This is a genomic window from Pseudomonas triclosanedens (genome assembly GCF_026686735.1).
In the GTDB taxonomy this organism is placed as follows: Bacteria; Pseudomonadota; Gammaproteobacteria; order Pseudomonadales; family Pseudomonadaceae; genus Pseudomonas; species Pseudomonas triclosanedens.
Genome location: NZ_CP113432.1, coordinates 1,196,533 through 1,219,651, shown reverse-complemented (window position 1 = coordinate 1,219,651; position 23,119 = coordinate 1,196,533). Strand labels below are relative to the sequence as shown.

At 62.9% G+C, this 23,119-nt stretch carries 23 protein-coding genes and 1 other RNA gene; 4 read left to right on the top strand and 20 right to left on the bottom strand.

Annotated elements, in window-relative coordinates; translation table 11 throughout:
• Positions 1–21 precede the first annotated feature (21 nt).
• The 15 genes from OU419_RS05775 to rsmI form a co-directional block, all read right to left on the bottom strand.
• Positions 22–885: a cell division protein FtsQ/DivIB gene (locus OU419_RS05775; protein ID WP_254470958.1), complete on the bottom strand. Its 864-nt coding sequence runs from the start codon at positions 883–885 to the stop codon at positions 22–24.
• A gap of 3 nt (positions 886–888) precedes the next feature.
• Positions 889–1,836, bottom strand: a complete 948-nt coding sequence (locus OU419_RS05770) for a D-alanine--D-alanine ligase (RefSeq protein WP_254470959.1) — start codon at positions 1,834–1,836, stop codon at positions 889–891.
• Entirely contained in the window at positions 1,833–3,290 is a 1,458-nt protein-coding gene (gene murC / locus OU419_RS05765; RefSeq protein WP_254470960.1) for a UDP-N-acetylmuramate--L-alanine ligase, read from the bottom strand. Before murC ends, OU419_RS05770 begins: the two co-directional genes overlap by 4 nt.
• A complete protein-coding gene (murG, locus tag OU419_RS05760; RefSeq protein ID WP_254470961.1) occupies positions 3,283–4,356 on the bottom strand; it encodes an undecaprenyldiphospho-muramoylpentapeptide beta-N-acetylglucosaminyltransferase in 1,074 nt (357 codons plus the stop codon). The genes murC and murG overlap by 8 nt, the downstream gene beginning before the upstream one ends.
• Positions 4,346–5,545, bottom strand: a complete 1,200-nt coding sequence (gene ftsW / locus OU419_RS05755) for a putative lipid II flippase FtsW (RefSeq protein WP_254470962.1) — start codon at positions 5,543–5,545, stop codon at positions 4,346–4,348. The genes murG and ftsW overlap by 11 nt, the downstream gene beginning before the upstream one ends.
• On the bottom strand, positions 5,545–6,891 hold the full coding sequence (gene murD, locus OU419_RS05750; RefSeq protein WP_254470963.1) for a UDP-N-acetylmuramoyl-L-alanine--D-glutamate ligase: 1,347 nt from the start codon (positions 6,889–6,891) through the stop codon (positions 5,545–5,547). Before murD ends, ftsW begins: the two co-directional genes overlap by 1 nt.
• 13 nt (positions 6,892–6,904) lie before the next feature.
• The gene (gene mraY / locus OU419_RS05745) at positions 6,905–7,987 is read right to left on the bottom strand and encodes a phospho-N-acetylmuramoyl-pentapeptide-transferase (RefSeq protein ID WP_254470964.1); all 1,083 of its coding nucleotides are present in this window, start codon (positions 7,985–7,987) and stop codon (positions 6,905–6,907) included.
• Entirely contained in the window at positions 7,988–9,352 is a 1,365-nt protein-coding gene (locus tag OU419_RS05740; protein ID WP_254470965.1) for a UDP-N-acetylmuramoyl-tripeptide--D-alanyl-D-alanine ligase, read from the bottom strand.
• Complete coding sequence (locus tag OU419_RS05735; protein ID WP_254470966.1) at positions 9,345–10,808, bottom strand: UDP-N-acetylmuramoyl-L-alanyl-D-glutamate--2,6-diaminopimelate ligase; 1,464 nt, start codon at positions 10,806–10,808, stop codon at positions 9,345–9,347. The genes OU419_RS05740 and OU419_RS05735 overlap by 8 nt, the downstream gene beginning before the upstream one ends.
• Positions 10,808–12,553 carry a peptidoglycan D,D-transpeptidase FtsI family protein gene (locus tag OU419_RS05730; RefSeq protein ID WP_254470967.1) on the bottom strand — a complete coding sequence of 582 codons (1,746 nt, stop codon included), beginning with the start codon at positions 12,551–12,553 and terminating at the stop codon, positions 10,808–10,810. The genes OU419_RS05735 and OU419_RS05730 overlap by 1 nt, the downstream gene beginning before the upstream one ends.
• Complete coding sequence (gene ftsL / locus OU419_RS05725; RefSeq protein WP_254470968.1) at positions 12,550–12,843, bottom strand: cell division protein FtsL; 294 nt, start codon at positions 12,841–12,843, stop codon at positions 12,550–12,552. The genes OU419_RS05730 and ftsL overlap by 4 nt, the downstream gene beginning before the upstream one ends.
• Positions 12,840–13,781, bottom strand: coding sequence for a 16S rRNA (cytosine(1402)-N(4))-methyltransferase RsmH (rsmH, locus tag OU419_RS05720; RefSeq protein WP_254470969.1), 942 nt, complete (start codon positions 13,779–13,781; stop codon positions 12,840–12,842). Before rsmH ends, ftsL begins: the two co-directional genes overlap by 4 nt.
• A gap of 8 nt (positions 13,782–13,789) precedes the next feature.
• Complete coding sequence (mraZ, locus tag OU419_RS05715; RefSeq protein ID WP_236174435.1) at positions 13,790–14,245, bottom strand: division/cell wall cluster transcriptional repressor MraZ; 456 nt, start codon at positions 14,243–14,245, stop codon at positions 13,790–13,792.
• A gap of 318 nt (positions 14,246–14,563) precedes the next feature.
• Positions 14,564–14,920, bottom strand: an RNA gene (gene rnpB, locus OU419_RS05710) — RNase P RNA component class A.
• 40 nt (positions 14,921–14,960) lie between these two features.
• Positions 14,961–15,809 carry a 16S rRNA (cytidine(1402)-2'-O)-methyltransferase gene (gene rsmI, locus OU419_RS05705; protein WP_254470970.1) on the bottom strand — a complete coding sequence of 283 codons (849 nt, stop codon included), beginning with the start codon at positions 15,807–15,809 and terminating at the stop codon, positions 14,961–14,963.
• A gap of 126 nt (positions 15,810–15,935) precedes the next feature.
• Between rsmI and OU419_RS05700 the strand changes: the two genes are divergently transcribed.
• From OU419_RS05700 to OU419_RS05685, 4 genes are read left to right on the top strand one after another with little or no spacing between them, the layout of a single operon-like run.
• Positions 15,936–17,750 carry a penicillin-binding protein activator gene (locus tag OU419_RS05700; protein ID WP_254470971.1) on the top strand — a complete coding sequence of 605 codons (1,815 nt, stop codon included), beginning with the start codon at positions 15,936–15,938 and terminating at the stop codon, positions 17,748–17,750.
• Complete coding sequence (locus OU419_RS05695; protein ID WP_254470972.1) at positions 17,747–18,124, top strand: YraN family protein; 378 nt, start codon at positions 17,747–17,749, stop codon at positions 18,122–18,124. The genes OU419_RS05700 and OU419_RS05695 overlap by 4 nt, the downstream gene beginning before the upstream one ends.
• A 28-nt stretch (positions 18,125–18,152) precedes the next feature.
• Positions 18,153–18,746, top strand: a complete 594-nt coding sequence (locus OU419_RS05690) for a phosphoheptose isomerase (RefSeq protein ID WP_009617899.1) — start codon at positions 18,153–18,155, stop codon at positions 18,744–18,746.
• Positions 18,743–19,321, top strand: coding sequence for a BON domain-containing protein (locus OU419_RS05685; RefSeq protein ID WP_254470973.1), 579 nt, complete (start codon positions 18,743–18,745; stop codon positions 19,319–19,321). The genes OU419_RS05690 and OU419_RS05685 overlap by 4 nt, the downstream gene beginning before the upstream one ends.
• 49 nt (positions 19,322–19,370) lie before the next feature.
• On the opposite strand, the gene OU419_RS05680 is transcribed toward OU419_RS05685, so the two are convergent.
• From OU419_RS05680 to petA, 5 genes are all read right to left on the bottom strand, one after another.
• On the bottom strand, positions 19,371–19,775 hold the full coding sequence (locus tag OU419_RS05680; protein WP_254470974.1) for a ClpXP protease specificity-enhancing factor: 405 nt from the start codon (positions 19,773–19,775) through the stop codon (positions 19,371–19,373).
• Between the two features lie 11 nt (positions 19,776–19,786).
• Positions 19,787–20,404: a glutathione S-transferase N-terminal domain-containing protein gene (locus OU419_RS05675; protein WP_254470975.1), complete on the bottom strand. Its 618-nt coding sequence runs from the start codon at positions 20,402–20,404 to the stop codon at positions 19,787–19,789.
• An 87-nt stretch (positions 20,405–20,491) separates the two neighbouring features.
• Complete coding sequence (locus tag OU419_RS05670; protein ID WP_254470976.1) at positions 20,492–21,274, bottom strand: cytochrome c1; 783 nt, start codon at positions 21,272–21,274, stop codon at positions 20,492–20,494.
• On the bottom strand, positions 21,274–22,485 hold the full coding sequence (locus OU419_RS05665) for a cytochrome b (protein ID WP_254470977.1): 1,212 nt from the start codon (positions 22,483–22,485) through the stop codon (positions 21,274–21,276). Before OU419_RS05665 ends, OU419_RS05670 begins: the two co-directional genes overlap by 1 nt.
• Entirely contained in the window at positions 22,485–23,075 is a 591-nt protein-coding gene (gene petA, locus OU419_RS05660; RefSeq protein WP_254470978.1) for a ubiquinol-cytochrome c reductase iron-sulfur subunit, read from the bottom strand. Before petA ends, OU419_RS05665 begins: the two co-directional genes overlap by 1 nt.
• Positions 23,076–23,119 lie beyond the last annotated feature (44 nt).

The window sequence follows — 23,119 nt, the reverse complement described above, 5'->3', positions numbered from 1 at the left end:
GTTTATCGAAGTCTCCTCAACTCACTGCACGGCGGTGGTCTGCGCCACCGACGTTTCCGGCACCGGATCGCGCCACGCCACGGCCAGGCCGTTGGGGTAGCGCATGTCGATGCGCGCAATTTTCGAAATCTGATCTTTCAGTGCCTTGTCGTAGATGGTCACGAGTCGGCGAATCTGTTCCACTGCATGGTCGCGGCCCAGCATGATCTCCACTCCCTGCGCAGTGCCCAGCGTCCAGGCGCCGCGCGAGCTCATGTCCAGGCTGGAGATGGTGAAGCCCAGCGGACGGAGCATCTGGCTGAGGATCTGGTACTGCTGCATGACCTGCTGCTGAGCACGCTGCGGGCCGGACAGGCGCGGCAGATGCTCATAGTTGGCCACTTCGCGCGGGGCGAATGCCTGGCCCTGGTTGTTCAACAGCGCCTCGTTCCCCCAGCGCGCGATCGGCAGTTGTTCGTCCAGGCGGATCACCACCTGATCCGGCCATACACGGCGCACCTCGGCGTGGGCGATCCACGGCATCTGCTCCAGCTCCTGGCGCATACCGGCCAGGTCGATGGTGAAGAAGCTGGCCGACACGTAGGGACTGATCCGCTGCTGCACCGCAGCCTGGCTGATGTAGCTCAGATCACCTTCCACGCTGACCTTGGCGATCGGCCGATCCGCGTAGGGCAGCACATATTGCGCGCCGTAATAGGCACCGACACCGAGCACGCCCAGCACCAACGGCCACAGCAGCACCTTGAGGAAGCCGAAACTCGGCTTCGGCACCCGGGCACTCAGCGGTTCCTTGGCCACCAGGCGGCTGGCGCCGCGCGGCACCGGCTTGCGCGCAGGTGCGCGGCCGATTCCGGGTTGCTGGTGACGAAGCGACGCGCCGTTCATCTCTTACCCCCTTGCCTCGACGCTGTCGGCGAGGATGGCCAGCACCAGTTGCTGGAAATCCAGGCCGGCCGCGCGCGCGGCCATCGGTACCAGGCTGTGGTCGGTCATGCCCGGTGCGGTATTCACTTCAAGAAGCCAGAAGCGCCCTTCGGCGTCCTGCATCACGTCTGCCCGGCACCAGCCCTGGATGCCAAGGGCGTCGCAGGCACGAGCGGTCAGGTCCTTCAGTTCCTCTTCCTTGGCGGCATCGAGGCCGCACGGAATCTGGTACTGGGTATCGCTGGCCAGATACTTGGCGTCGTAGTCATAGAAGGTGTGCGGAGTGCCCAGGCGAATGGGTGGCAGCACCTGGCCACGCAGCACGGCAATGGTGAACTCCGGCCCGCTGATCCACTGCTCGACGAGCACTTGCGAGTCGTACCGGGCGGCGCTCTCCCAGGCGGTGATCAGCTCTTCCACGCTGTTCACCTTGGCCATGCCGATGCTGGAACCTTCATGGGCGGGTTTGACGATCAGCGGGAAGCCCAGTTCCGCAGCGGCGGCACGGCAATCGGCTTCGCTGCTCAGCACGGCGTAGTTCGGCGTCGGCAGGCCGAGGCTCAGCCACACGCGTTTGGTGCGCAGCTTGTCCATTGCCAGCGCAGACGCCAGCACGCCACTTCCGGTATACGGAATCCCGGCGACTTCGAGCAGACCCTGCATGCTGCCGTCTTCACCGCCACGACCGTGGAGGATGATGAAGGCACGGTCGATCTTCTCGCGGGTCAGCCGCTCAAGCAGGTCGTCGCCCACGTCGATGCCGAACGCATCCACTCCGGCGGCCTGCAGTGCCTGCAGGACCATCGCGCCGGACTTCAGGGACACCTCACGCTCGGCGCTCTTGCCGCCGAACAGCACAGCGACGCGCCCGAAGGCACGGGGGTCGAGCTGGGATTTGAGCACGTCACTCATTGCGGCTTCCTCTCGGCGCCTGCTTCAACGACAGCACCGAACATCGGGTTCTTGATCAATTGCGGAGCCAGCCCTCCGATATCGCCGGCTCCTTGGCAGAGCAGGATGTCGCCGGGACGCAGCAGCGGCTTGAGCAGCGAGGCGAGATCGCCGCCGCGCTCCAGGTAGATCGGGTCGAGTTGGCCGCGCTGACGGATGCTGTGGCACAGATGTCGACTGTCGGCACCTGGAATCGGCTCCTCGCCGGCCGGATAGACTTCCATCAGCATCAGTACGTTGGCTTCGCCCAGCACCTGCACGAAGTCGTCGTAGAGGTCGCGGGTACGAGTGAAGCGATGAGGCTGGTAGACCATCACCAGGCGACGCTCCGGCCAGCCACCACGCACAGCCTTGATCACCGCCGCGACTTCACGCGGGTGATGGCCATAGTCGTCGACCAGCATCACGCTGCCGCCTTCGACCTGCAGTTCACCGTAGACCTGGAACCGCCGGCCAACGCCCTGGAAGCCGGACAAGCCCTGGACGATGGCCTCGTCGGAAATACCCTCGTCGGTCGCGATCACGATGGTCGCCAGCGAGTTCAGCACGTTGTGCAGACCGGGCATATTCACCGAAACATCCAGCGGCTCGCGCTCCGGACGCAGCACGGTGAAGTAGGTGCGCATGCCTTCCTGGCGGATATTGATGGCGCGAACGTCAGCGTCCTCGCTCAGGCCATAGGTAACAGTCGGGCGCGCAACCTGCGGCAGGATCTCGCGTACCACCGGGTCATCGACGCAGAGCACGGCCAGGCCGTAGAACGGCAGGTTGTGCAGGAAGTCGACGAAAGTGCGCTTGAGCTTGTTGAAGTCGCCGCCATAGGTGCTCATGTGGTCGGCGTCGATATTGGTGACGACCGACACCATCGGCTGCAGATGCAGGAAGCTGGCGTCGCTTTCATCGGCCTCGGCCACCAGATAGCGGCTGGTGCCCAGTTGTGCATTGGTACCCGCGGCGTTCAGACGACCACCGATCACGAAGGTCGGATCCAGCCCGCCGGCAGCGAACACCGAGGCGATGAGGCTGGTAGTGGTGGTTTTGCCGTGGGTACCGGCAACCGCGATGCCGTGGCGATAACGCATCAGTTCAGCGAGCATCTCGGCACGCGGCACCACCGGGATACGGCGGTCGAGCGCAGCAGCCACTTCCGGGTTCGCCTTGTTCACCGCACTGGACACCACCAGCACGTCGGCGCCGTCGGAGTTCTCCGCGCGATGGCCGATGAAGATCTCGGCACCGAATTTTTCCAGACGCTCGGTCACGGCCGATGCCTTGAGGTCGGAACCGGAGACTTCATAACCGAGGTTCAGCAACACCTCGGCGATACCGCACATACCCGCGCCCCCGATACCGACAAAGTGGATGCGGCGGATGCGGCGCATGGTCCGGGTCACACCGCTGGGTTCTTTAACCACGGGCCACCTCCAGACAGGCATCGACCACCGTGCGGGTAGCGTCGGGTTTCGCCAGGCTGCGCGCGCGCGCGGCCATGCGGGTCAGGGTTTCGGGATGCATCAATACCTCGGACAACTGCGCGGCCAGATCGGCGGCGCCGGTAGATTTCTGCGGCAGCAGGTGGGCGGCGCCCTCCCGCACCAGGAATTCGGCATTTTTGGTCTGGTGATCGTCGATCGCATGGGGCAATGGCACCAGGAAAGACGGCAGACCAGCGGCGGTCAGCTCGCTGACAGTCAGCGCGCCGGCCCGGCAGATCACTAGATCGGCCCAGGTGTAGGCGGCAGCCATGTCGCTGATGAAGGGCGCAACCTCGGCTTCGACTCCTGCCTCGCGATAACGCTCCGCGGTGACCTGATCGTGCTGACGACCGGCCTGATGGCGAATCGCCGGGCGCACCTCCGCCGGCACTTGCGCCAGGGCTTCGGGCAGCAGCTTGTTCAACGGCTCGGCGCCCAGGCTGCCGCCCAGCACCAGCAGGTTGACGCGACGGCCAGCCAGCGGCGCGCGGGCGCTCTCTTCGACGAACAGCTCGGCGCGCACCGGATTGCCGGTGGTGAGGCGCTTGGCGCTGGCATCGAAGGTATCCGGGAACGCCTCGCAGATGCGCTTGGCCAGCGGCGCCAGGCTACGGTTGGCGGTGCCGGCGACGGCGTTCTGTTCGTGGATCACCAGCGGCACGCCGGACAGTTTCGCCGCCAGGCCGCCCGGCCCGGTGACGTATCCACCCAGGCCGAGCACGCACACGGGCTTGAGCCGGCGCACCACGCCGAATGCCTGGAACAGTGACTTGAGCAGGTCGAACGGGGCGCGCAGCAGCGACTTCACGCCCTTGCCGCGCAAGCCGCTGATATTGATCAGATGCAGCGGCAGGCCCGCCTTGGGCACCAGGTCGTTCTCGATGCCGCGCGGTGTGCCGAGCCAATGCACGCTGTAACCGCGCGCCTGGAACTCGCGGGCGCAAGCCAACGCCGGGAACACATGCCCGCCGGTGCCGCCTGCCATGATCAGGACATTACCTTTCATCGGCAAAGTCCTCTTCGGTGAACTCATACTCTTCGCTACCCATTACGGTGCGGCGCTCCCACTCGATGCGCAGCAGCATGCCGAGGCACGCACAGCAGATCACCAGCGACGAACCGCCGTAACTCAGGAACGGCAGGGTCAGGCCCTTGGTCGGCAACAGACCGACGTTCACGCCCACATTGATCAGGAACTGACCGATCCAGAGGAATGCCAGGCCATAGGCCACGTAGGCGGAGAAGTACTGCTTCGCCTGCTCCGCCCAGATACCGATGTACAGGGCGCGCAGACTGACGAAGACGAACAGCCCGACGGTCGCCATCGCGCCGACGATGCCCAGCTCTTCGGCCAGCACCGCGAACACGAAGTCGGTGTGCGCTTCGGGCAGGTAGAACTGCTTCTGGATGCTGTTGCCCAGCCCCATGCCGGTCCAGCCACCACGGCCGAACGCGATCAATGCCTGGCTGAGCTGGTAGCCCGCGCCGAACTGGTCGGCCCAGGGGTCGGTGAAGTTGGTCAGACGCGCCATCCGGTACGGCTGCGTCTGGATCAGCAGAACCACGGCGCCTACGGCCAGTGCGACCATCAGCCCGAAGCGGAACAGGCCTACGCCCCCCAGGAACAGCATCGCGGCGGCGGCGCCCATCATCACCACCGTGGCGCCGAAGTCGGGCTCGCGCAGCAGCAGGCCGGCCATCGGCAGGAGCACCACGAACGGCTTGAAGAAGCCGAGCCAGCTTTCACGCACCTCTTCCTGGCGACGCACCAGGTAGCCAGCCATGAAGATCACCACGAACACCTTGGCGATCTCGGACGGCTGGATGTTGAACAGGCCGAAACCGATCCAGCGCATGGAACCGTTCACCTCGCGGCCGATGCCGGGGGTGATCACCATCACCAGCAGCACGAAGGCGACCGCCAGCAGCTTCCAACCCAGCCGTTGCCAGGTTTCCATCGGCACCATCATGGTCAGGCCGCAGGCGACGAAGCCGATGGCCAGGTAGATCAGGTGGCGGACCGAGAAGTACAGCGGGTTGCCGGACTGCGCCGCCGCAACCTCGGAAGAGGCCGAGGTGACCATCACCAGACCGAGGCCGAGCAGCGCCAAGCAACCCGCCAGCAGCGGGAAGTCCAGGTCGATGCCGTGACGGCTGATCAGCGGGGACGGGTATGGGCGCAGGAAGGAGAACATCAGGTGAGCTCCTCCACGGTCTTGGCGAAGAGGCGGCCGCGCTCCTCGTAGTTCTTGAACATATCCAGGCTCGCACAGGCCGGCGACAGCAGCACGGCATCGCCCGGCAACGCCAGTTCGGCGGCGTGCTCTACGGCCTCGGCCAGAGTGCTCACGCGCACCTTCGGCACAGCGTTGCCGATGGCGGCGCCAACCAGTTCGGCATCGCGGCCCAGCAGCACCACGGCGCGACAATGCTGCGCCACCGGGCCACGCAGATCATGGAAATCGGCGCCCTTGCCGTCTCCACCGGCGATCAGCACCAGCTTGCCGTCGATATCGGCCCCCAGCCCCTCGATGGCGGCCAGCGCAGCACCGACATTGGTAGCCTTGGAGTCGTCATAGAAGTTCACGCCGTTGCGCTCGCGCACCCACTGGCAGCGGTGCGCCAGACCGGCGAACTCACGCAGGGTGTGCAGCATCGCGTCGAACGGCAGGCCAATGGCATGGCCGAGCGCCAGCGCCGCGAGGGCATTGGACTGGTTGTGCGCGCCGCGGATTTTCAGCTCACGAGCCGGCATCAGCTTGTCGAACTGGAATGCCAGCCACTTCTCACCGTCCTCTTCGATCAGGCCGAAGCCCTTGAAGTCCGGCTTGTTGGTACCAAAAGTCCAGCATGGCACGGTATCGGCGATCAATGGACGGCTCAATGCGTCGGCACGATTCACCACGACCTGGCGCGCGCCACGGAAGATGCGATGCTTGGCCAGGTGGTAGTCGGCCATGCCGTCGTAGCGATCCATGTGGTCTTCGCTGACATTCAGGCAGGTGGCGACTTCGGCGTTCAGACGCTCACAGGTTTCCAACTGGAAGCTGGAAAGCTCGACGACGTAGAGCTCGATATCATCGGCCAGCAGATCCAGCGCCGGCGTACCCAGGTTGCCGCCCACGGCAACGCGCTTGCCGGCCGCCCTGGCCATGTCGCCCACAAGGGTGGTGACGGTGCTCTTGGCATTGGAACCGGTGATCGCCACGATCGGGGCCCTGGCGTTGCGGGCGAACAGGTCAACGTCGCCGGACAGACGCACACCACGCGAAGCAGCCTCGGCCAATGCCGGAATGCGCAGCGACAGACCGGGGCTCACGTAGAGCTCCTGAGCGCGGCAGAGGAAATCGGCATCGAGTTCGCCACAGCGCACCTCGACCTGCGGATACTGCTCGCGCAGGGTCGCCAGCTCCGGCGGATTCGCGCGCGTATCGGCAACGGCAAATGGCACGCCCTGGCGCGCCAGATGGCGGACCAGGGACATGCCGCTCTTGCCGAGACCGACAACGATGCGGAATTGGTCGGAAGCGATCAGGCTCATGCTCGATCAGTCCTCAACGCAGTTTCAACGTAGCCAGGCCGATCAGCACGAGAATTACCGTGATGATCCAGAAGCGCACGATCACGCGCGGCTCCGGCCAGCCTTTGAGTTCGAAGTGGTGGTGAATCGGCGCCATGCGGAACACACGTTTGCCAGTCAACTTGAAGGAAGCGACCTGGATCACCACCGACAGGGTTTCCATCACGAACACGCCGCCCATGATGAACAGCACGATTTCCTGGCGGACGATCACTGCGATGGTGCCCAACGCGGCGCCCAGCGCCAGCGCGCCGACGTCACCCATGAAGACCTGCGCCGGATAGGTGTTGAACCAGAGGAACCCGAGCCCCGCGCCGACGATGGCGGCGCAGAAGATGATCAGCTCACCCGCGCCCGGAACGCTCGGGATCAGCAGGTATTCGGCGAATTTGATGTTGCCCGACAGGTAGCAGAAGATCCCCAGTGCACCGCCCACCATCACGGTCGGCATGATCGCCAGGCCGTCGAGTCCGTCGGTCAGGTTCACCGCGTTGCTCGAGCCGACGATGACGAAGTAGGTCAGCACGATGAAGAAGATACCCAGCGGGATCTCGATGTTCTTGAGCAGTGGCAGGATCAGTGTGGTTTCGATCGGCGTTTCGGCGGTCATATAAAGGAAGATCGCCGCGCCCAGGCCAAACACCGACTGCCAGAAATACTTCCAGCGGCTCGGCAGCCCGCGGGAGTTCTTCTCGATCACCTTGCGGTAGTCGTCCACCCAGCCGATGGCGCCGAACAGCAGCGTCACGGCCAGCACGACCCAGACGTAGCGGTTGGACCAGTCCGCCCACAACAGGGTACTGATGGCGATGGCAGTGAGAATCAGCGCACCACCCATCGTCGGGGTGCCTTTCTTCGACAGGTGCGATTGCGGACCATCATTGCGCACGGCCTGACCGATCTGGCGGATCTGCAAGGTGCGGATCATCCACGGGCCCAGCCACAACGACAGGACGAGCGCGGTGAGCACGCTGAGGATGCCGCGCAGGGTCAGGTACTGGAAGACGCCGAAGCCCTTGTAGAACTGTTGCAGGTACTCGGCGAGCAGCAGCAGCATTTAGTGACTCTCCTCGGAGGAACCGCACAGCGCCGCGACGACTTTATCCATCGCCGCGCTGCGGGAACCCTTGATCAGAATGGTTGTTGTCGACGGTTCGGCAGCCAGGGTATGGATCAGGCTCGCTTGATCGGCAAAGTGTCGGCCCTCGGAACCAAACGCCTGCACGGCATGGCTCATCAGCGGACCCACGGCATAGAGCGAGGCGACTTTGCCCACGGCGTAAGCTCCCACTTCACGGTGGGAAGACTCAGCCCAGGCACCCAGCTCGCCCATGTCCCCGAGGACCAGGACGGTCCGGCCGGAAAAGCCGGCGAGTATATCAATCGCCGCACAGATTGAGGCCGGGTTGGCGTTGTAGCTGTCATCGATCACGCGCATGCCGTTCGTCGCGAGCTGGGCTACCGCGCGCCCCTTGACCGGCTGCAAACCCTGCAGGCCATTGACGATCCCGACCAGCGGCACGCCCAGAGCATGTGCGGCGGCGGCGGCGGCCAGCGCGTTGGCGACGTTGTGTTCACCCAGCAGGTTCAGCTGGATGCGTGCTTCCCCGGCCGGCCCCTGCAAAGTGAACCCGGGGCACCCACGTGCATCGCGCTGGACATCGGTTGCGCGGAAGTCAGCACGCGCATCGTGCAGGCCGAAGCTGGAAACACGGCGACCGGCGGCGCGGGCCTGCCAGGTGTCAAACGCAGCATCGTCGCGGTTCAGTACCGCCACGCCATCCGCCGGCAGGCCTTCGAGAATCTCGCCCTTGGCCAGGACGATCTTGTCCTGGCCGCCGAACTCACCCACATGGGCGGTTCCGGCATTGGTGATGATGGCGACCTGGGGACGGGTCAGACCGACGGTGTATGCGATTTCACCAACGCGCGACGCACCCAGCTCGATGACCGCGCTCTGGTGCTCCGGCGCCAGTTGCAGCAGGGTCAGCGGCGCGCCGAGGTCATTGTTCAGGTTGCCGCGCGTTGCCAGTACCTCACCGCGCGTGCGCAGGATACTGGCGAGCATTTCCTTCACGGTGGTCTTGCCGCTGGAGCCGGTCACGGCGGCGACGGGACCGCCGAAAGAGTCCCGGTTCAAGGCGCCAAGCTGGCCCAACGCAACACGCGTGTCCTTCACTACCAATTGCGGCAGCGGTGCGCCGACAACCTCACGCTCGACCAGCGCGGCGACAGCGCCCTTGGCGGCAACCTCGGCGAGGTAGTCGTGGCCGTCGAAACGCGGGCCGGTCAGTGCAATGAACAGTTGTCCCGGCACAATGGCGCGGCTGTCGGTACTCACGGCATCGAACGTAGCATCGGCACCAGCCACGCGACCGTCGAGCGCCGCTGCGACCTGATTGATCGACAAGGGCTTAAGCACGTTTCACCTCCCAGGCGGCCAACGCCTCGGCGGCTTGATCAAGATCGGAGAACGGATGCCGAATGCCGTCGATCTCCTGGTAATCCTCATGTCCCTTGCCAGCCAGCAGCACGACATCGTCGGCCCCCGCTGCGGCGATCAGGCGCGCGATGGCCTCGCCCCGTGCACAGATGAACTCGACGGATTCGGGCCTGGCAAAACCGGCACGGATATCGGCGATGATCGCCTCGCTCTTCTCGGAGCGAGGATTATCGTCGGTGACCAGCACACGATCCGCATGCTGCTCCGCGATCTGCGCCATGATCGGCCGCTTGCCGCGATCACGGTCGCCGCCGCAACCGAACAGGCAGAGCAGTTGGCCACGCACATGCGGACGCAGCGCCAGCAGAACCTTTTCCAGAGCATCCGGAGTGTGGGCATAGTCCACGACCACCAGCGGCTTCTCGCCGCCACCCAGGCGCTGCATGCGACCTACCGGCCCCTCCAACTGCGGCAGTACGGAAAGTACATCGCCCAGCGGATAGTCCAGCCCCAGCAGCGCACCGACCACCGCAAGCAGGTTGCTCAAATTGAAACGCCCCAGCAGCGAACTGCGCAGCAGTCCCTCCCCCTGGGGAGTTACGATCTGTGCCTCGACGCCGTCATCGCCGAACCGTGCCTCGCGGCAATAGATATAGGCCGACGGGTCTTCCAGGCTGTAGCCCATCAGACGGGACTCGTGCTTCTCGCCAGCCAACTGGCGGCCGAAGTCATCATCCAGGTTGATTACCCGGCAGCGCAGCCCGGGCCATGCGAATAACTTGGCTTTCGCGGCGCCGTAGGCCTCCATTGAGCCGTGGTAGTCCAGGTGATCGCGCGACAGATTGGTGAACACCGCCACGTCAAAACCAAGCGCGGCCACCCGTCCCTGTTCCAGGCCGTGGGAGGACACCTCCATAGCGACAGCCTTGGCACCGCCCTGCTTGAGTCGCGCCAGCGTCGCCTGAACGGCGAGCGGGTCGGGCGTAGTATGGCGGCCGCTTTCCAGCGAGCCGTAGAAGCCCGTGCCAAGGGTGCCGACGATACCGCAACGCTCGCCCAGCAGGTCCAACGCCTGAGCCACAAGCTGGCTGACGCTGGTCTTGCCATTGGTGCCAGTCACGCCGACCAGATTCAGGCCACGGCTGGGCTCGCCGTAGAAGCGGCCAGCAATCGCCGACAACTGGGCAGCCAGCCCCTTGATCGCCAGCATGGGCACATCGCTGGGCGGCAGCTCGGTCACGCCGTCGGCTTCGTATGCCACGGCGGCAGCGCCCTGGCGCAACGCATCCGCAATATGCACGCGGCCATCCTGGCGCCCACCGGGAATAGCAAGGAACAGGTCACCCGGCTTGACGGTACGGCTATCCAGGGTCAGCTCGCGGATCAGCTCGCCGCTCTCGGCCTGGGGCAGCAGTTGGTTCAGGCTCATCGGCATCAGCCACGCCCTCCTTTTGCGGGCGCAGCATCGGCGGCTTGCTGCGGAGTAGTCGGCAGATTGTCTGGCGGCACATTCATCAGGCGCAGGGTGCCGGACATCACCTTGCTGAACACCGGCGCGGACACCAGGCCACCGAAGTAACCGGCCTTGCTGGGCTCATCAATGACGACGACGATGACGTAGCGCGGGTTGCTCATCGGCCCGAAGCCAGCGAACAGGGAGCGGTAGGAGTTTTCGGCATAGCCCTTGGTGCCGGTCGCGGTCTTGCGCGCAGTACCGGACTTGCCAGCCACGTGATAGCCCGGAACCTGGGCACGGAACACGCCATTCGGCGCTTCGACCACCTGCTGCAACATGCCCTGCATGGTCTTGGCCACCGGTTCGGAGATGACCTGGGTGGAATCCGGCTGGCGATCGGCGCGAACCATCGTCAAAGGTACGGTGCGGCCATTGTTGGCCAGTGCAGCGTAGGCATGCGCCATCTGTATCGCGGTCACGGACAGGCCGTAGCCATAGGACAACGTGGCGGTTTCCGCCTTGCGCCATTCCCGGTAGTTGGGCAGGTTGCCGACGCGCTCGCCCGGGAATCCAAGACCGGTGTCCTGCCCCAGGCCGACGCGCTGCATGATGCTATAGATGGCTTCGCCGCCGATATCGAAGGCTACCTTGCTCATGCCCACGTTACTGGAGCGGATGAGGATCCCGGTGAGGTCCAGCACCGGCCCCTCGGTGCGGGAAACGTCCCGAATGGTGTAGCGGCCGATCTGCAGCGTGCCGGGATATACCTCAACCTTGTCGGTAGGCTTCCAGCGGCCGGTTTCCAGCGCCGCGCTCATGGAGAACGGTTTCATGGTCGAACCGGGCTCGAACACGTCGATCATGGCGCGGTTGCGCATCATCGCCGGCTGCAGGTTACGGCGGTTGTTCGGGTTGTAGGTCGGCTGGTTGGACATGGCCAGTACTTCGCCAGTCTTCACATCCAGAATTACCAGGCTGCCGGCCTTGGCGCCGTTCTCTACCAGCGCGTTGCGCAGCTCGCGATTGGCCAGGTACTGCAGGCGCAGATCGATGGACAGAGCAAGAGTCTTGCCGGCCTTGGCGTTGCGAGTGACCTGCACGTCGCGGATCAGATGGCCGCGGCGGTCCTTGAGCACCTGACGCTTGCCCGGCACACCCGCCAGCCAACTGTCGAAGGCCAACTCCACGCCTTCGCGGCCACGATCGTCCACGTCGGTGAAGCCCACGACCTGGGCGGCCACTTCCCCCGCAGGATAGAAGCGGCGGAACTCCTCGACCGAGTACACGCCAGGAATACGGTGCGTCTTCACCTGCGCCATCACAGCCTCGCCCTGCTCGGGAGTCAGGCCCCGGACGAGATAGATGAATTCCTTGTCGGCATTCGCTTCCAGACGCTCGGCGAGGGAGGACTGCGGCTGTCCGAGAGCATCAGCCAGGAAGCCCCATTTTTCGCGTTCGAGCACCAGTTCCTTGGGGTTGGCCCACAGCGTGGCGACCGGCGTACTCACAGCCAGCGGCTCGCCATTGCGGTCGGTTATCAGGCCACGGTGTGCAGGGATGGAAATGTGCCGCACGCTACGCGCGTCGCCCTGCCCCTTGAGGAAGTCATGGTCGATCACGTGCAGGTCGACGATCCGCCAGGCGATCGCCGCCACCATCGCCAGCAACAGAGCGATGACCAGGCGGAAACGCCAGGGATAGCGGGCGCCGGCCAGATCCCTCATGGTGCCACCATGATGATTTCGGTCGGATCGGGAACGCGCATCTTCAACTGGTCGGTCGCCAGGGCTTCGATGCGGCTATGGGCGGTCCAGGTGCTCTGCTCCAGGATCAAACGGCCATACTCGGCCTGAGCCTTGTCGCGAATGCTCAATTCAGCATACAGGGAGTTGAGCAGCTGACGATTCCAATAGGCGCTATAGGACACGGAAATTGCCGACAGCAAGACGCCGATGAACAACAGCAGCATCAGAAAGCTGCCGGTCGGCAAACGCTTGGAGTAAAGGCGGCTCACCGCAGTTTCTCCGCGATGCGCATGACCGCGCTGCGCGAGCGCGGGTTGGCCTTGAGCTCGGCCTCGGAGGCGTAGACCGGCTTGCCGATCAGCCTCAGGCGCGGTTCGAATGGCTTGACCTGGATCGGCAGGTTACGCGGCAGGTTGTCCGCCTCGCCTTTCACCTGCTTGCGCATGAACTGCTTGACGATGCGGTCTTCCAGTGAGTGGAAGCTGATCACTACCAGACGACCGCCCACGGACAGGCCATCCAGGGCGGACTCGAGCCCGCGCTCCAGATCGCCCAATTCGTTGTTGATGAAGATCCGCAGCCCCTGAAAAGCACGGGTTGCCGGATTCTTGCCCTTTTCCCAGGCCGGGTTGGCCTCGGTGATCACGGCTGCGAGATCCGCAGTCCGCTCGAAAGGCCTTTCCGCACGACGCTGGACGATGGCGCGTGCCATACGCTTGGCGAAGCGCTCCTCGCCATAATCCTTGAACACGCGGGCGATCTCGTCTTCGGCCGCGGTTGCGATCCACTGCGCCGCGCTCACGCCCTGTGCGGGATTCATGCGCATATCCAGAGGACCGTCGTTGAGGAAACTGAAGCCGCGTTCCGGGTCGTCGAGCTGCGGCGACGATACGCCAAGGTCGAGCAGGACGCCGTCCACCTTGCCTTGCAGGCCACGCGCGGCGAACTCTTCCGCCATCTCGGCGAAGGACCTTTGCACAATGACGAAGCGGCCGTCTTCGGCCGCCAGTGCTTTTCCAGTCGTAATTGCCTGGGGATCCTTGTCGAACCCGAGCAACTGACCGCCCGGGCCGAGTTTCCCAAGCAAGGCGCGACTGTGCCCTCCCCTGCCGAAGGTACCGTCCACATAGCGCCCGTCGCCGCGCGGGGCCAGTGCTTCGACTGCCTCCTCGAGAAGAACGGTGATGTGTTGGTAGGTGCTATTCACTGGCAGGCTCACAGAATAAGGTCGCGCAATTCGTCCGGCAGGCCGCCGGGTTCTTTGATGGCTGCGAGATCGGCCTCGGCAACCGCATTCCACTTGTCTTCGTCCCACAACTGGAACTTGTTCAGTTGGCCCACCAGCATCGCCTTCTTGTCCAGGCCGGCGTACTCGCGCAGGCGCGGCGGAACGAGAAAGCGCCCGGCGCTATCCAGCTCCAGGTCTACGGCATTGCCAATCAGCAAACGCTGCAGGCGCCGCGTTTCTTCACGCAGCGACGGCAGCTCACGCAATTTGGCTTCGATGATTTCCCATTCAGGGAGGGGGTATACGGTCAGGCAGGTATCGACGGCATCGATGGTGACGATGAGCTGGCCATTGCAACGCGAAACGAGCTCGTCACGATACCGACTCGGCATCGCGAGGCGCCCCTTGGCGTCAAGACTGATGGCGTTAGCTCCGCGAAACACGTCAGCGCTTCCCCTGTGGTTGGCTATCCATGCCTGTTGATCCCACTTTTACCCACTTCATACCACTTCCGCACACTATAGAAATCCGCGCTCCCCACCGTCAAGGCGAGTCGGAGGCGAAAAATCCTTACAGGACCGAGATTTAGCGTGCTTTCAGGAGACTTCGGGAGGGTTTTTGACGCATGCAGAAAGAGAAAAGCCCAGTGTTTTCAAAACACTGGGCTTTCATACTTAAAGTGATTTCTTAAGTTTTTAACTTCTTCCGATCAGCGACAAATGGTCATGTGGGAAGAAGTGGAGAAAAAGTGGAGAAAAAGTGGAGAGAGTCGATCTATAAGCCGGGTTCTGTCGAGGACAGCCATTCCTCTGGGACATTCATCACTGAATGCCTCAAGCGACCTACCCGAATCCAACGCGGGCCGCGCCAATGGATTCCTATTTGGTCTTGCTCCGAGTGGGGTTTACCTAGCCACGAACTGTTGCCAGCCGTGCGGTGCGCTCTTACCGCACCTTTTCACCCTTACCGGCGCTGTTGCGCTTAGGCGGTTATTTTCTGTGGCACTTTCCGTAGGCTCACGCCTCCCAGGCGTTACCTGGCACTCTGCCCTATGGAGCCCGGACTTTCCTCCACCCCGTGATGGAACATCACGGAACAGCGACTGTCCAATCGACTCTCAGTCAACAAGGTTAGCGGCTCAGGGCGCTCAGGACAAGCTCAAGCCTTGCCCTGGCGCTCCAGCGCGAGCTGGTAAAGCTGATTCTTGCGCGCACCAGTGATCTCCGCCGCCAGCGCTGCCGCGCGTTTGACCGGCAGCTCCGCCAACAGCAGGTCCAGCACCCGCAAGGTCTGTGCATCCACGGCCTCATCACTTTCCGGCGCGGGCTTGCCCGCCACCAACAGAACGCACTCACCACGCTGCTGGTTGCCGTCGGCAGCAACGAACTCGCGCAACTCGCCCAGTGGTAACCCCTTCAGCGTCTCGAAAGTCTTGGTCAGCTCGCGGGCCAGCACTGCGGGACGCTCTTCACCGAAGATCGCCGCCATATCCTCGATGCACTCCAGAATACGGTGCGGTGCCTCATAGAAGATCAGCGTGCGCGGCTCATCCACCAGACCCTCCAGGCGACCGCGCCGACCGGCAACCTTGGCCGGCAGGAAGCCCTCGAAGACGAAGCGATCTGAGGGAAGCCCTGCCGCCGACAGCGCGGCGATCAGCGCACAGGCGCCCGGCACCGGCACCACCGGAACGCCTGCCGCACGCGCCTGGCGCACGAGGTGATAACCAGGATCGGATATCAGCGGCGTGCCAGCGTCGGAAATCAGCGCAACATCCTCGCCGGCCTGCAGCCTGACCAGAAAGCGCCCGCCCTGCTCCCGCTCATTGTGCTCATGGCAGGGCGCCAGGGGCGTCTCGATGCCGAAATGCTGCAGCAGACGGACGGAATGCCGGGTGTCCTCCGCCGCAATGAGCGACACGTCGCGCAATACCTTGAGCGCTCGGGCGCTGATGTCGTCCAGGTTGCCAATAGGTGTGGCAACCACATACAGAGTGCCGAAGGTCACGCGGAAGAACCTCGCCGGAAATATCCAAAAAACGCATTGTATCCCGTTTCAGGATGCCGCCATCGCGTCACCCTCGCCGCTTGGGTACAATCAGCGGCTCTTTGAATGCGTCACGAGAAGCCCGATATGATCGCTCGCCTGCGTCCGCTTTCCGCCTTGATCCTGGCCGGCATGCTCGCCGCCTGTGCGTCTTCCCCGTCGTCCAACCTCGGCGAACTGCCTCGCACTCCGAGCGCCAGCATCGAGCAACTGCTCCAGCAGGCATCCACCGCCAAGCCCGAAGATGCCGCAGTGCTGCGCCTGTCGGCCGCCGACCTTGCCTACAAGCAGAAGGATTTCGGCCGCTCCACGCAGATCCTCGAACAAACCCCGATGGATAGCCTGAAACCGGCCCAGCAGGTCTTCGCCAGCACGCTGCGCGCACAACTGGAAATGGCCCGCAACAAACCCAAGGCGGCCCTAAAGGCATTCGACAACCCGAGCTTCCAGCGCCTGGGCGAAATGCCGGTAGACCTGCAGGCTCGCGCCGGCATGGTCAAAGCCCTAGCCCTTGCTGCCGACGGACAGGCCATGAGCGCCGCACGCGAACGCGTATTCATCGATCCGCTGCTGAATGCCGAGGCTGCCAGGGCCAACCATGAGGAAATCTGGAAGCTCGTTTCCAGCCTGCCGGTCGAGCAGATGCAGGCCAGCAGCAACGAAGGCGATCTGAACGGGTGGCTCGCGCTGGCGCGCATCACCAAGACCTCGTCGACCCTCAAGGAACAGCAGTCCAACATCGACACCTGGGTCAGCCAGAACCCGGATCACCCAGCAGCCAAGCAGCTCCCCAGCGCTCTCGAGAAACTGAAATCCCTGGCAGCCCAGCCGCTGAACAAAATCGCCCTTCTGCTGCCGCAACAGGGACAGCTGGCCTCGGTCGCCCGCGCCCTGCAGGACGGTTTCCTCGCCGCCCACTACCAGGCCCAGCAAAGTGGTCAGCCGCAGCCGGCCATCAGCCTCTACGACAGCAGCCAGGTGCGCTCGCTGGACGACTTCTACCGTCAGGCCCAGGCCGACGGCGTACAACTGGTCGTCGGACCACTGGAGAAAAATCTGGTCAAGCAGCTGAGCAGCCAGCAGCAATTGCCGATCACTACCCTCGCGCTCAACTACAGCGATGGGGCCCAGGAGGGCCCGGCCCAGCTGTTCCAGTTCGGTCTCTCCGCCGAGGATGAAGCCCGCGAAGTAGCAAACCGCGCCTGGAACGACGGCATGCGTCGTGCCGTGGCGCTCGTGCCGCGCGGCGAATGGGGGGATCGCGTACTCGCATCGTTCAGCCGCAACTGGCAAGCCGCCGGCGGCACCCTCATCGCAGCCGAACATGTCGATCAACCCGTCGAACTGGCCCGCCAGATCGCAGACCTTCTGCAACTGCGCCAGAGCGAAGGCCGCGCCAAGCGCCTGCAAGGTGTGCTCGACAGCAGCGTCGACACCCAACCCTCGCGTCGTCAGGACATCGACTTCATCTTCCTTGCCGCTACCCCGCAGCAGGCCCGCCAGATCAAGCCGACCCTGGCCTTCCAGTACGCTGGCGATCTGCCGGTCTACGCGACCTCCAACCTGTACACTGGCGTAAACAACCCTGCGCAGGACCAGGATCTGAACGGAATTCGCTTCTGCGAGACACCCTGGCTGCTGGAGCCGAACAATCCGCTTCGCCAACAGGTAACCGCACAATGGCCTCAAGCTTCCGGCAGCCTCGGCCGCCTCTACGCGATGGGTGCCGACGCCTACCAGTTGGCCCCCCGGCTACCTGAACTCAAGGCGGTACCGAGCATGCAGGTCGACGGCCTGACCGGCACTCTTAGCGTCAACGCAAGCCAGCGGATCGAACGCCGCCTGCCCTGGGCCGAGTTCCGTAATGGCCAGGCCCAACCTCTGGAGAACAGTGGTATTTGATCGGCAACAGCCCCACTCAAAAGGCCGGGCGCGAGGCTGAATCAGAGGCTCGCGCCCACCTCGAACGGCACGGCCTGCGCCTCCTGGCGCAGAACTGGTCCTGCCGGCGAGGCGAGCTCGATCTGGTCATGCTGGACGGCGATACAGTAGTATTCGTCGAAGTTCGCTCCCGCCGGCATGACGCATGGGGAGGAGCGCTGGAAAGCGTAGACTCGCGCAAGCGTCAGCGCCTGACCGCCTCCGCCGAACACTTCCTGCAACAGAACGCCCGCTGGAGCAGACACCCCTGCCGGTTCGATATCGTCGCCATCGACCATCGCACCCCAGGCTCCGCAGGGCAATTGAACTGGATTCCCAACGCCTTTGACACTTGATCAGACGCCCGACGAAAGGTCATCCCTGATGGACATGCAATCCCGTATCCGCCAGCTCTTCCATGCCAGCATCGAGACCAAGCAACAGGCCACCGAAGTGCTCATCCCGCATATCGAGCAGGCGAGCATGGTCATGGTCAACGCGCTGCTGAACGAGGGAAAAATTCTCTCCTGCGGCAACGGCGGCTCCGCTGGCGATGCACAGCACTTCTCCTCCGAACTGCTCAACCGTTTTGAGCGCGAACGCCCGAGCCTGCCGGCCGTCGCTCTGACCACCGACAGCTCGACCATCACCTCGATCGCCAACGACTATAGCTACAACGAAGTCTTCTCAAAGCAGATTCGCGCACTGGGCCAACCCGGCGATGTTCTGCTGGCCATTTCCACCAGCGGCAACTCCGCCAACGTCATTCAGGCGATCCAGGCCGCACATGATCGAGAAATGGTTGTCGTAGCACTGACCGGCCGCGACGGTGGTGGCATGGCTTCGCTGCTGCTGCCCGAGGACGTGGAGATCCGCGTCCCGGCCAAGGTCACCGCACGCATCCAGGAGGTCCACCTGCTGGTCATCCACTGCCTGTGCGACCTCATCGACCGCCAACTTTTCGGGAGTGAAGAATGACCCGTACCGCTCTGATCGCGGCCGCCCTGACCGTGACCATGGCTCTCGGTGGCTGCAGTAGTTTCCTGAGCGCCACCCGCGACAAACCAATCGACGACGACAAGGGTACCCGCACCATCGGCAGCAAGATCGACGACTCCCTGATCGAAACCAAGGTAGCCGTGAACGTCGCCAAGGCAGATCCGGCGCTGGATCGCGACTCGCATATCGTCGTAATCAGCTACAACGGCGTAGTGCTGCTGGCGGGCCAAACCCCGCGCGGCGACTTGAAGAACAAAGCCGAACAGGCCGCCAAGGAAGTGCAGAAGGTCAAGACTGTGCACAACGAGCTGCAGATCCTGCAGCCATCCTCCCTGGCCGCTCGCAGCAACGACACCTGGCTGACCACCAAGATCAAGAGCCAGATGATTGCCGATGCCAATGTACCCTCCACCCGGATCAAGGTCCTGACCGAGAACGGTATCGTCTACATGCTCGGCTTGGTGACCCGTCACGAAGGCGACCTGGCAACCCAGGTAGTGCAAAGCGTGGACGGTGTACAGAAGATTGTCCGCCTGTTCGAGTACATAGACTGACCGGCGAAACAGAGGCATAGAAAAGGCGACCTCCGGGTCGCCTTTTTCATTACTTCACCACCTTCAGACTGGGGCGCCCGCTTGGACGCGGCGGCTCGTCGGAAGGACCATCATCCGGCAAATCCTCGTCATCGGTCGGCACTGGCGGTTCGAGATCGAAGACCATGCCCTGCCCATTCTCCCGAGCATAGATGGCCATGACCGCCTGAGACGGAATGTAGAGCCCCTGGGCAATACCACCGAAACGCCCTTCGAAACTGACCGCCTCGTTATCCATCTGCAGGTGGCGCACCGCCGTCGGCGAGACATTGAGCACAATCTGGCCATCGCTCGCATATCCCGGAGGCACGCGGACCCCAGGGTATTCGGAGTTCACCAGGATATGCGGGGTGCAGCCGTTATCGACGATCCACTCATAGAGAGCTCGCACGAGGTAGGGACGACTGGAATTCATCATCAGGCTCCTTAGCGCATATCACGTTCGATAGAGGACAGACTGGCCTGGAAAGTTTCCCGTGCAAACTGGCGTTCCATATAGTCCAACAGCGGCTTGGCCTGACGCGGCAGCTCGATACCCAGCAAGGGCAGCCGCCAGAGAATAGGCAACAGGCAGCAGTCCACCAAGCTCAATTCTTCACTGAGGAAGAAAGGCTTGTCGGCAAACAATGGCGAAACCCCTGTCAGGCTCTCACGCAATTCCTTTCTCGCCAAGGCTCGATCAGCATCCTTTTGGCGCTTGTCGAGAATGCGATCAACCAGCGCACACCAGTCGCGCTGGATGCGATGAATCAAAAGCCGACTATTGGCGCGCGCCACCGGATAGACCGGTAGCAACGGTGGGTGCGGGTAGCGTTCGTCCAGATATTCCATGACCACCGTGGACTCATAGAGCGCAAGGTCACGATCTACCAGAGTCGGCAAGCTGCCATAGGGGTTCACTTCGGCGAGCTTGGCGGGAATATTTCCGCTCTGCACTTCAATGATGTCGGCAACGACGCTCTTCTCGGCCAGCACCAGGCGCACGCGGTGGCTGTAATGATCAGAAGGGTCGGAGAAGCAGGTGAGCTTATTGATTGCGGCCATGCCGCTTGCCTCCTCGCAGGTTCACTTGTGGGAGGTAGAAAGACGCGCGCGCCCCGTAGGGCGCGCGCTTCACACAACTGGCAGTGCTTAGTGCACGTCCTTCCAGTATTCGCGCTTGAGCAGATAAGCGAACACGAAGAAGAAGACCAGGAACAGCAGGACGTAGGTACCGATGCGGTGGGATTCCAGCTTGTTCGGATCAGCCGAGTAAGCCAGGAAGGTCACCAGGTTCTTCACCTTTTCGTCGAACTGCGCTTCATTCAACTGACCGGACTTTGGAACGACGGTCAGTTGATCGCAGGCCTCGTGAGTCAGCGGAGTGCCGGTAAGAGGATCGTACTGCTTCTTGCCATTCTCGACGATCTGAACCTGCTTGCAGCCAACGACCTGGCGGCCCTGAAGGCTGGCCAGCACGTTCGGCATGCCGACGTTCGGGAAGACCGTATTGTTCACACCCCACGGACGCTTGGGATCTTCGTAGAACGAGCGCAGGTAGGTGTACAGCCAGTCAGTACCGCGCACACGAGCTACCAGAGTCAGGTCAGGCGGCGCAGCGCCGAACCAAACCTTGGCATCCGCCGGCTTCATGCCGATATCCATGTGGTCACCGATCTTGGCGCCAGTGAACACCAAGTGGCTCATCATGAGATCTTCCGGGATACCCAGATCACGCCCCACACGCTCATAGCGCTGGAACTTGGCGCTATGGCAGCCCATGCAGTAGTTGGCGAAGGTACGCGCACCATCCTGCATGGCCGCCTTGTCGGTCAGGTCGATATCGACATGATCCAGCGCCGGACCAGCTTCAGTGGCGGCGAATCCCAATACCGGCAGAAAAGCCAGAATCAATGCTGCGAATTGCTTTTTCATCAGCCAGTCACCCTTTCCGGAACCGGTTTGGTTTTCTCCATCCGGGTATAGAACGGCATCAGGATGAAGAAGGCGAAATACAGAATGGTGCACAGGCGCGACAACGTGGTGCCCAGCGGCGACGGAGCTTGGGAGCCGAAGTAGCCGAGAACCACGAAGGACACTGCGAAGATCACCAGCCAGATCTTGCTCAGCCAGCCCTTGTAGCGGATCGAGCGAACCGGACTACGGTCCAGCCACGGCAGCACGAACAGCACAGCGATGGAGGCACCCATTGCGACCACACCCATCAGCTTGTCCGGAACGGCGCGCAGGATGGCGTAGAACGGGGTGAAGTACCAAACCGGAGCAATGTGCGGCGGAGTCTTGAACTGGTTCGCCATCTCGAAGTTGGGCTTCTCGAGGAAGAAACCACCCATTTCCGGGAAGAAGAAGATCACGGTGCAGAATACGAACAGGAAGACCACGACACCGACGATATCCTTGACGGTGTAGTAAGGATGGAACGGGATGCCGTCCAGCGGAACGCCGTTCTCGTCTTTCTTCTTCTTGATATCTACGCCATCCGGGTTATTCGAACCGACTTCGTGCAGCGCCAGGATGTGCAGCACTACCAGGCCAAGCAGAACAATCGGCAGAGCGATCACGTGCAGAGCGAAGAAGCGGTTCAGGGTGATACCGGAGATCAGGAAGTCACCACGGATCCACTGAGCAAGGTCCTCACCCACGACCGGGATGGCCCCGAACAGCGAGATGATCACCTGGGCACCCCAGTAGGACATCTGCCCCCACGGCAGCAGATAACCCATGAAGGCCTCAGCCATCAGAGCGAGGTAGATCAGCATGCCGAAGATCCACACCAGTTCACGCGGCTTCTGGTACGAACCGTACAGAAGACCACGGAACATATGCAGATAGACCACCACAAAGAACGCCGACGCACCGGTGGAGTGCATGTAACGGATGATCCATCCGTAATCGACATCCCGCATGATGTACTCGACGGATGCGAACGCCTCCTCAGCCGACGGAGTGAAGCTCATGGTCAGCCAGATACCGGTAAGGATCTGGTTGACCAGGACCAACAGTGCCAGCGAACCGAAGAAGTACCAGAAGTTGAAGTTCTTCGGAGCGTAGTACTTGCTCAGATGGTCTTCCCACATCTTGGTCGCGGGGAAGCGGGCATCGACCCATGCCATGAACTTGTTCATCAGGCCTTCTCCTGGTCCACACCGATGGTCAACTCATCACCATCGAGCGTATAAGGCGGAATCGGCAGGTTCAGCGGAGCAGGTTGCCCCTTGTAAACGCGGCCGGCGAGGTCGTAGTGAGAGCCGTGGCAGGGGCAGAAGTAGCCACCCTTCCAGTCCGGACCGAGATCCGCGGGGGCGACTTCGGGGCGGAAGGTCGGCGAGCAACCCAGGTGGGTGCAGATACCAACGATCACTGCCAGCTCCGGCTTGATCGAGCGCAACTGAGGATCGACGTACGTCGGCTGCTCCGATGCCTTCGACTCAGGGTCAGCCAGTTGGCCGTTGAGGGTCGGCAGGGCGTCCAACATCTCCTTGGTGCGATGCACCAGGAACACCGGCTTGCCGCGCCACTCAGCAACGATCTGCTGACCCGGCTCGATCTTCCCTACGTTGACCTTCACCGGCGCGCCAGCAGCCTTCGCCTTGGCACTGGGGAACCATGACCCCACGAACGGGACCGCAGCTCCGACCGCTCCCGCCGCGCCAACCACCGAGGTGGCCGCGACAAGGAAGCGACGCCGGCCTGCATTCACGCCGTCATTACTCATTCAGTCGTCTCCCATCAGCTTCAAGCCTGTTCAGTTCAGGCTTT

Excerpts from the sequence above, each read along its gene's own strand:
- OU419_RS05775 (WP_254470958.1), bottom strand. The coding sequence starts at position 885 with ATGAACGGCGCGTCGCTTCGTCACCAGCAACCCGGAATCGGCCGCGCA.
- OU419_RS05770 (WP_254470959.1), bottom strand. The coding sequence starts at position 1,836 with ATGAGTGACGTGCTCAAATCCCAGCTCGACCCCCGTGCCTTCGGGCGC.
- murG (WP_254470961.1), bottom strand. The coding sequence starts at position 4,356 with ATGAAAGGTAATGTCCTGATCATGGCAGGCGGCACCGGCGGGCATGTG.
- ftsW (WP_254470962.1), bottom strand. The coding sequence starts at position 5,545 with ATGTTCTCCTTCCTGCGCCCATACCCGTCCCCGCTGATCAGCCGTCAC.
- murD (WP_254470963.1), bottom strand. The coding sequence starts at position 6,891 with ATGAGCCTGATCGCTTCCGACCAATTCCGCATCGTTGTCGGTCTCGGC.
- mraY (WP_254470964.1), bottom strand. The coding sequence starts at position 7,987 with ATGCTGCTGCTGCTCGCCGAGTACCTGCAACAGTTCTACAAGGGCTTC.
- OU419_RS05735 (WP_254470966.1), bottom strand. The coding sequence starts at position 10,808 with ATGCCGATGAGCCTGAACCAACTGCTGCCCCAGGCCGAGAGCGGCGAG.
- OU419_RS05730 (WP_254470967.1), bottom strand. The coding sequence starts at position 12,553 with ATGAGGGATCTGGCCGGCGCCCGCTATCCCTGGCGTTTCCGCCTGGTC.
- OU419_RS05700 (WP_254470971.1), top strand. The coding sequence starts at position 15,936 with ATGATCGCTCGCCTGCGTCCGCTTTCCGCCTTGATCCTGGCCGGCATG.
- OU419_RS05690 (WP_009617899.1), top strand. The coding sequence starts at position 18,153 with ATGGACATGCAATCCCGTATCCGCCAGCTCTTCCATGCCAGCATCGAG.
- OU419_RS05685 (WP_254470973.1), top strand. The coding sequence starts at position 18,743 with ATGACCCGTACCGCTCTGATCGCGGCCGCCCTGACCGTGACCATGGCT.
- OU419_RS05680 (WP_254470974.1), bottom strand. The coding sequence starts at position 19,775 with ATGAATTCCAGTCGTCCCTACCTCGTGCGAGCTCTCTATGAGTGGATC.
- OU419_RS05675 (WP_254470975.1), bottom strand. The coding sequence starts at position 20,404 with ATGGCCGCAATCAATAAGCTCACCTGCTTCTCCGACCCTTCTGATCAT.
- OU419_RS05670 (WP_254470976.1), bottom strand. The coding sequence starts at position 21,274 with ATGAAAAAGCAATTCGCAGCATTGATTCTGGCTTTTCTGCCGGTATTG.
- OU419_RS05665 (WP_254470977.1), bottom strand. The coding sequence starts at position 22,485 with ATGAACAAGTTCATGGCATGGGTCGATGCCCGCTTCCCCGCGACCAAG.
- petA (WP_254470978.1), bottom strand. The coding sequence starts at position 23,075 with ATGAGTAATGACGGCGTGAATGCAGGCCGGCGTCGCTTCCTTGTCGCG.